The sequence below is a fragment of the Parabacteroides acidifaciens genome, assembly GCF_003363715.1.
Taxonomy (GTDB): domain Bacteria; phylum Bacteroidota; class Bacteroidia; order Bacteroidales; family Tannerellaceae; genus Parabacteroides; species Parabacteroides acidifaciens.
In genome coordinates this window covers 86875-93691 of the sequence record NZ_QREV01000016.1, presented here as the reverse complement: position 1 = coordinate 93691, position 6817 = coordinate 86875, and the positions used below count along the sequence as shown (strand labels likewise).

Genomic DNA, 6817 nt, shown 5'->3' with positions numbered 1-6817 from the left:
GCTTTTCTTTACACATTTTTATTTTCTAATTGTGTAAACTTTTTTCCGTACAAGTCAAACATGCAATAGAGGACCGATGTTTATCCGTTATTTATTCAAATATTCATAACAAAGAATAGATAAAGGACTTTGCGAAGAATGGCAAGGGCGGCGGTCAGGTGGTTTTCCACTGTCCGTTTACTGATATCGAGGCGCATAGCGATTTCGTCATTAGACAAACCTTCCTCACGGCTCATCCGATAGATTTTGCTTCGCTGGGGAGACATTCGATCGACCGTACGGTTGATGATCGATTGCAGTTCGCGAACGAACAAGGCTTCTTCCTCTGATTCGGCCGGAGAGGCTTCCTGCAGGTATTCGTTCGTATATTTTTCCGATACAATGAGACGGTCGAAGTAGTCGTACACGGTAAAACGCGCCATCTGGAAAAGGTAGGAGGAGAAAGAGCGGACATGTTTAAGTTTTTCGCGGTCTTTCCATAAAGAGCAAAACAAGTCCTGCGCCATATCGCGGCTGGCTTCCTTGTCGTGCGTCAAGCCGATAAGAAAATTCACCAACCTCGGCTGGTATCGGAAAAATAACCGCTCAAATGCAGCTACGTTTCCGGCTGCAATCTTCTTCAAGTCGTTTTGCTCTTCCGGTAATTTCATAATAAATGCGAAGTAGCGAAAAATATCAGAATAATCAAAACAAAAGGCCGAAAGCTTATCTGTCGCTGTTCCGGTTTTACTACGGGATCGTGAGAAAAACAAGTGTATAAAACAGATAAAGCCTATTATTCCTATGCTTCGAGAATTAGGAATAATAGGCCGAAAATACAATCTTTATTTACTTACTTCAGATAGGGTTTTCCATCTTTCCAGAAAACCTCTTCCTGTGTGATATACCAAGTTTTTCCATTATCGTTATTTCCCTGATAAAACAGATATGTCCGCCCATCCAGATCGGTAAATAAATGTGGATGTCCGGATTCACTGGAGTTCCATTCACCCGGTTTGCCATTCCGCAGAAAAGGTTCTTTCGAAAGGCGCTTCCAAACAATACCGTCTTCGCTTTCCGCAACACCTATTTGTTGGGGAGCGTTATTATAAGCTCCGGCATAGAACATAAACAGTTTGCCGTCTTTTTTTGCAATCGAAGCACCTTCGATACATTTGCCTTCCCACGGATATACCGGATACAGAATGGAGGAGTCTGCCGCCTGTGTCCAGTCTTCCCGGTTGAAACCGGTGTTAGCCGGTGCGACAGCGACACCCTGCATCTGGATGTCATAATCCTTATCCCGGGTTGCAAAGTAAAGAAAGTAACGGCCTTTAAATTCACACACTTCCGCATCTATGGCACGCCCGCAGGTCCAGTCTCCGGAAGGATGAAAGATCGGGTTCGTCGGATTTCTTTTAAAATGTACGCCATCATCCGAAACTGCGTGGCAAATGGCATCATTCTTTCCATTTCCATACGTCTGGTAAAACAGATGCACCTGTCCATCCTTCACCAATGCACCGGGAGCACATAGTCCTTTTTTCTCATAATCGGCACCGGGAGCAGGCGTTATCTCACCAGCCTTTGTCCAGTTAACCAGATCTTTGCTCTCCGCAATCCCAATATTCCAGCCGGAAGCCTCATCTCCCTTTTTAGGAGGAATGGAATGATACATCAAATACCGTCCTTTAAAGTTTACCACATGCGGATCTTTCGAGTAGGGAACCCCGACTCGGGAAGTATCGCCGTACATCATGCGAGGATGTTGAGCCTGCCCCCAAAGGGGCAGACAAAGTGCTAACAAAAATAATAAACGTCCAATCATTTATTTCGTTTTTAATGAATAATCAATTACCATAACCCGGATTCTGTGTAAACTCTTCCGGATTTGATACATTTGTGAGCTGATCACGAGGTATAGGCCGCAAAACATGATATTCTTTGAATTTTCCGGCTGTAGCCGGGCTCATCTCCGGGTTATTCATTCGTTCATATAACTTTCCTGTACGTTTCAAGTCATACCAACGATGCATTTCCCCCATCAACTCACGAGCCCGCTCATCCAAGATAAAGTCAATTGTTACATCAGCCGGTTTTATTTCCATCTCTGCCTCATGCCCCGGAATAGCCGCACGATGGCGTATTACGTTAATATAGCCAGCTGCTTTCTGAGAGTTCCCAGACAAAAATGCCGCCTCCGCCGCCAATAAATAAGTATCCGCCAGACGGAAAACAAACACATCACGGGAACCGGGGGTCCAGTTAACCTCCGGGCGTAAAGGATCCAAATGCTTTACCAGATAGGCATACATCTTATAATTGGTAAAGCGTGTATTCGACGGCCATTCCGCATCTGGATTGTCTACAGACTGAACATCCTTTTGAGGATCGATCTGTTCACGCATATATTCCGGCTGGAATACAAGCACAGGCCATACCTCTTTGATCTGTTCTTTTGTCCAGGGACGTTTAGGATCAATCATTGCCAATTCTCCTTTTGTCCAAACTTTTTCTTCCATCTTTTTCGTGAATGGGCTAAAGATACTTTCTTTTACCGAATTTTCGGTTACATTCCAACGTGATATAAAGCAATCCTCCCAACGCTTGTCAATTGTTTCATCAAATAAATTCAATGCATAATCGGTCGAGCGTTCACGGCTCCAGGGCCTGCCATATTCAATAACACGTTTCACTGCCGGATGCTCTTCCGAATATGCGGAGCAGAAATACATATGTGCGGTATTTCCATCCCCATTTAATTCTGCATTTTGCGTATATAAAACAGGGAAAATAACTTCTGAATTACGTTTATTATTAATATCCCACAATTCAGCATGGGACTTCACCAATGCATATTTTCCCGAATTGATTACCTGTTCTGCATAATCCAATGCTTTTTTCAAATCATCATCACTCCGTTTTACTGTAAGTAAGACTCTTGACAAATGATGCATTGCTGCATATTTGGTAATATGTCCGTATTCAGACACGGGATATGACTCAGGCAAATTGTCAATGGCAAATTCCAAATCCGAAATAATCTGTTTCCAAACTTCATCCGCATTTGTCTTATGTGCTTCCGTTTCAACAGATTCAGTGGGCTTCAACGGCATAGGAATATCATTAAACTGTTGAACCAGGTGATAATAATAATGCGCTCTGATAAACAGGGCTTCTGCCTGATAACGAATCCTTAAACTCTTATCCAAGCCGGGAATCTCATTATTCTCAAGAGCATCTAAAACAGAGTTGCACTGGTTGATAGACTTATAGCCATTATACCATAGGCTCCTAACATTACCATTTGTTGCATCTATCGTCCAGTTTCTCCATTGGTCACCACCATTATAAGCGTTCCAGATATCCGAAGGACCTTCACATAAATAGATCAAATATTCATTGATATACACATTCCTCAATGTAGAATACAATCCGTTCACACCATTTGTAACTCCCTCTTTGGTTGTGTAAAAATTACCGACTGTTACCTTGTTATATGCTGTCTCGTCCAAAAAATCACAAGCAGACAAAGCCAATAAAGATAACGAACCAATTAAAATCTTATTTAGTATTTTCATATTCTATATTCCTCATTAGATGATTAAAAAGTTGCATTCACACCAAAAACAAATGATGTCAGCGGGCGATGGTCCGTATAAGCATTACAGTTTTCCGGGTCAAGCCCAACATAATCACTCTTTGTCCATGTATAAGGATTCTCAACCATGAAATACATCCTGAATTTCTCACTGTAGAATTTCCGGGAGATATCCTTAGGCAGTGTATATCCTAAATTGATATTCTTTAAACGGATGAATGACAAATCCCGATAGGCATAATCACTGGAAGTCAATAAATCCTGCGGATTTGTAATGGCAGGCTTCGGACATTCATTTGCGGGATTATCCGGAGTCCAGAAATCAACATTCAAGTGATTATAACGGGTAGAGCCCGCCTCATCAGTCAAGATACCTAAAACCTGTCCGTATTTCTGACGCGTATAAAAATAGATATTCAAATCGAAATTCTTGTAGTAAAAGCCTGTAGATAAACCGGCTGTCCATTTCGGTATTTTATTATATGTAAATAAATCATCCTGATCATAGCTTCCATTATTATTTACATCTTCCACCTTGGGAGCTCCGGGTTCACGTCCATATCTTGCCGCCTCTTCTTCCTCGCCATACTGCCAAACTCCTGCATATTTATACAGGCGTTCCACATAAAGAGGTTCTCCGATAAACCATTTATTCCCCGGACTGTCTTCTTTTCCATTAAACAGTTCAACTATTTCATTCTTATTATAGCCGAAAGTAAGATCAACAGTCCATCTGAAATCTTTAGTCACGACAGGAACAGTGTTCAAGGCTATTTCTATACCGGAATTACGCGTTTTACCAACATTCTGCCAGGTAAATTCATAGCCAGTGTTGACCGGTAAATTACGTTTCATCAACAAATCGCTTGTATTCCGGATATATCCGTCAATCGAACCGCTAATCCGATTATTCAGGAATCCGAAATCTATACCGACATTATATTCTTCCGTACGTTCCCATCCTAATTGATTATTAGCCAATTCGGTAGGAAGATAGCCCATTGCCGATTGTTCCGTCGTTCCAAAATAATACACATATTTACCTAATGCACCCTGAGTTGCATATTCGGATATTGCCGTATTGCCGGAATTACCCCAGCTTAAGCGCAGCTTCAGGTTCGAAAGCCAATCGACCTCTTTAAGGAAAGCTTCATCATTCATACGCCAAGCCAATGCAGCAGAGGGGAAAAAGTCCCATTTATTACCTTTTGCCAAACGCGAAGAGCCATCATAACGGCCGGTCAAGGTCAACAAATAACGATCCTTAAACGTATAATTAATTCTTCCCATAAATGAAAGAAGCGCCCATTTTTTGATAGAAGAAAGACGCGTATAGACATCCGGTGCTTCATTTACATTATACCAAGAGCCAAAATACGGCATATCTTGTCCGGTCAGGCCCACCAACTCATTTCTGGATGTCTGCATATCGTGTACCAATGAGACATCAAACGCATGTTTATCCAGCACTTTCTTATAATTCAATACATTGGTGAAAGTAATCTGTTGCTCATTCGTCTTTTTAAATTCAGCAGAAGATGAAGCTAATTGCCGGGATTGCGAAGTAGAGCTCTTATAAACCCCATTCTCAATAGAGGATAAACCATACGTCAAACTCGTGCGAAATTTCAATCCTTTGATTATCTCCCAGTCCGCATACAGGTTTAAAAGGACACGACTACGTTTTTCTTTATTATCCACATTGTTCTTATCAGTATCGAACATAGGATTTGAGTGTAATACAGTCTGATACCAACCGCTATTATAAAAACGCAAATCTCCGTTCTCATCATAAACCTGCGTCAATGGATCGAGTACGGTACCGTATTTCCATACACTATTGTCCCCGTTATTGCGCGTCGTTAATGCCAACAATGAAGAATATCCGACCGTCAAATTCTTAGCCAATTCCATGTCACCATTGATACGGGCCGAGAAACGTTCATATCCCATATTATCAATAATACTCTGATCTTTATTATAACCTAATACCAACATATTACGGTTACGCCCATTTGACTGGTTAATGCTAACATTATGATCCGTCTTATATCCCGTACCGCTAAACATCAAGTCCTGCCAATCTACGAACTGCCCTGTATTCAATGCATTCAACTGAATATCGTCAAATATTTCCTTATCGGTCTTCCCGTAATTTGCCGCTCTTTTCCAGTCCGCATACTTTTCACCACTCATCATATCGTAATTCTTGAATGATTTGGATACACCGACATAACCATCATAGCTAACAGACAATTTAGCATCTTTACGTGCACGTTTAGTTGTAATGATAACAACACCGTTTGCTCCACGCGAACCGTAGATGGCAGTAGAAGAAGCATCTTTTAAAACGTCGATAGACTCAATTTCTGCCGGATTAATCTCATCTATTTTTCCGCCGAACGGCGCATCATCTACTACGATTAACGGATCATTACCCGCATTGATCGAATTATATCCACGAATCACAATCGTAGAAGACGATCCCGGAGAATTTCCCATCGTAATATCCGCCCCTGCAATCTTACCCTGCAAAGCCTGCATCGGGTCCTTCATTACAGCCTGGTTCTGAATCGATGAAGATGATATTTGCGAGACAGACCCTGTTAAGTCACGTTTTTTGACAGAACCGTAACCAACCACAACCACCTCATCCAACGCCTGCGTGTCTTCTTTTAGCTGCACATTCAAGGATGTTTGGTTTTTACCTATTGTGACGTCTTGATTCAGGTAACCGATATACGTCACACTCAACTTTGCACCTGCGGATACAGACAAAGAAAAGCCGCCGTCCATATCCGTAATCGTGCCGTTAGTCGTTCCTTTTTCCACCACATTCGCACCGGCGACAGGATCGCCGTTTTCGTCTTTCACGATACCTTTTACGATGATCTGTTTTTGCTGGGAAACGGAGGGTTCAGCATTTCCTTTCCTGGATATAACGATCATCTTATCCTGAATGGAATAGGTCAATCCGTTGTCCAATATGGCAGACAGCACTTCTTCCAACGACGCGTCGTTAAAATTGTGCGTGATCTGTTTTCGCTCATTTACTTCGTCTGTCTTATAAATGATGGAGTACTGTAGTTCTTTCTCTACTTCTGCCAATACAGCTTTTAAAGGAACATTCTTAAACTGCCGGGTGATCCGCTGTGCATTCATGGAGGTAGCTCCAGAAAGCATCAAGGCAAGGATCAAAGCCCTTCCTACATGTTTTCTATACATAAACCAATAAAT

At 41.9% G+C, this 6817-nt stretch carries 4 protein-coding genes; all 4 read right to left on the bottom strand.

Annotated elements, in window-relative coordinates; translation table 11 throughout:
* Window positions 1-95: 95 nt before the first annotated feature.
* Window positions 96-650, bottom strand: a complete 555-nt coding sequence (locus DWU89_RS09075; protein WP_115499335.1) for an RNA polymerase sigma-70 factor — start codon at window positions 648-650, stop codon at window positions 96-98.
* Window positions 651-832: 182 nt separating this feature from the next.
* Entirely contained in the window at window positions 833-1807 is a 975-nt protein-coding gene (locus tag DWU89_RS09070; protein WP_115499329.1) for a family 43 glycosylhydrolase, read from the bottom strand.
* Between the two features lie 22 nt (window positions 1808-1829).
* Window positions 1830-3560 carry a RagB/SusD family nutrient uptake outer membrane protein gene (locus DWU89_RS09065; protein WP_115499328.1) on the bottom strand — a complete coding sequence of 577 codons (1731 nt, stop codon included), beginning with the start codon at window positions 3558-3560 and terminating at the stop codon, window positions 1830-1832.
* Between the two features lie 23 nt (window positions 3561-3583).
* Window positions 3584-6805, bottom strand: coding sequence for a TonB-dependent receptor (locus tag DWU89_RS09060; protein ID WP_115499327.1), 3222 nt, complete (start codon window positions 6803-6805; stop codon window positions 3584-3586).
* Window positions 6806-6817: the final 12 nt, after the last annotated feature.

Bases quoted from the DNA above. Each gene is read 5' to 3' on its own strand.
- DWU89_RS09075 (WP_115499335.1), bottom strand. From the start codon at position 650: ATGAAATTACCGGAAGAGCAAAACGACTTGAAGAAGATTGCAGCCGGA.
- DWU89_RS09070 (WP_115499329.1), bottom strand. From the start codon at position 1,807: ATGATTGGACGTTTATTATTTTTGTTAGCACTTTGTCTGCCCCTTTGG.
- DWU89_RS09065 (WP_115499328.1), bottom strand. From the start codon at position 3,560: ATGAAAATACTAAATAAGATTTTAATTGGTTCGTTATCTTTATTGGCT.
- DWU89_RS09060 (WP_115499327.1), bottom strand. From the start codon at position 6,805: ATGTATAGAAAACATGTAGGAAGGGCTTTGATCCTTGCCTTGATGCTT.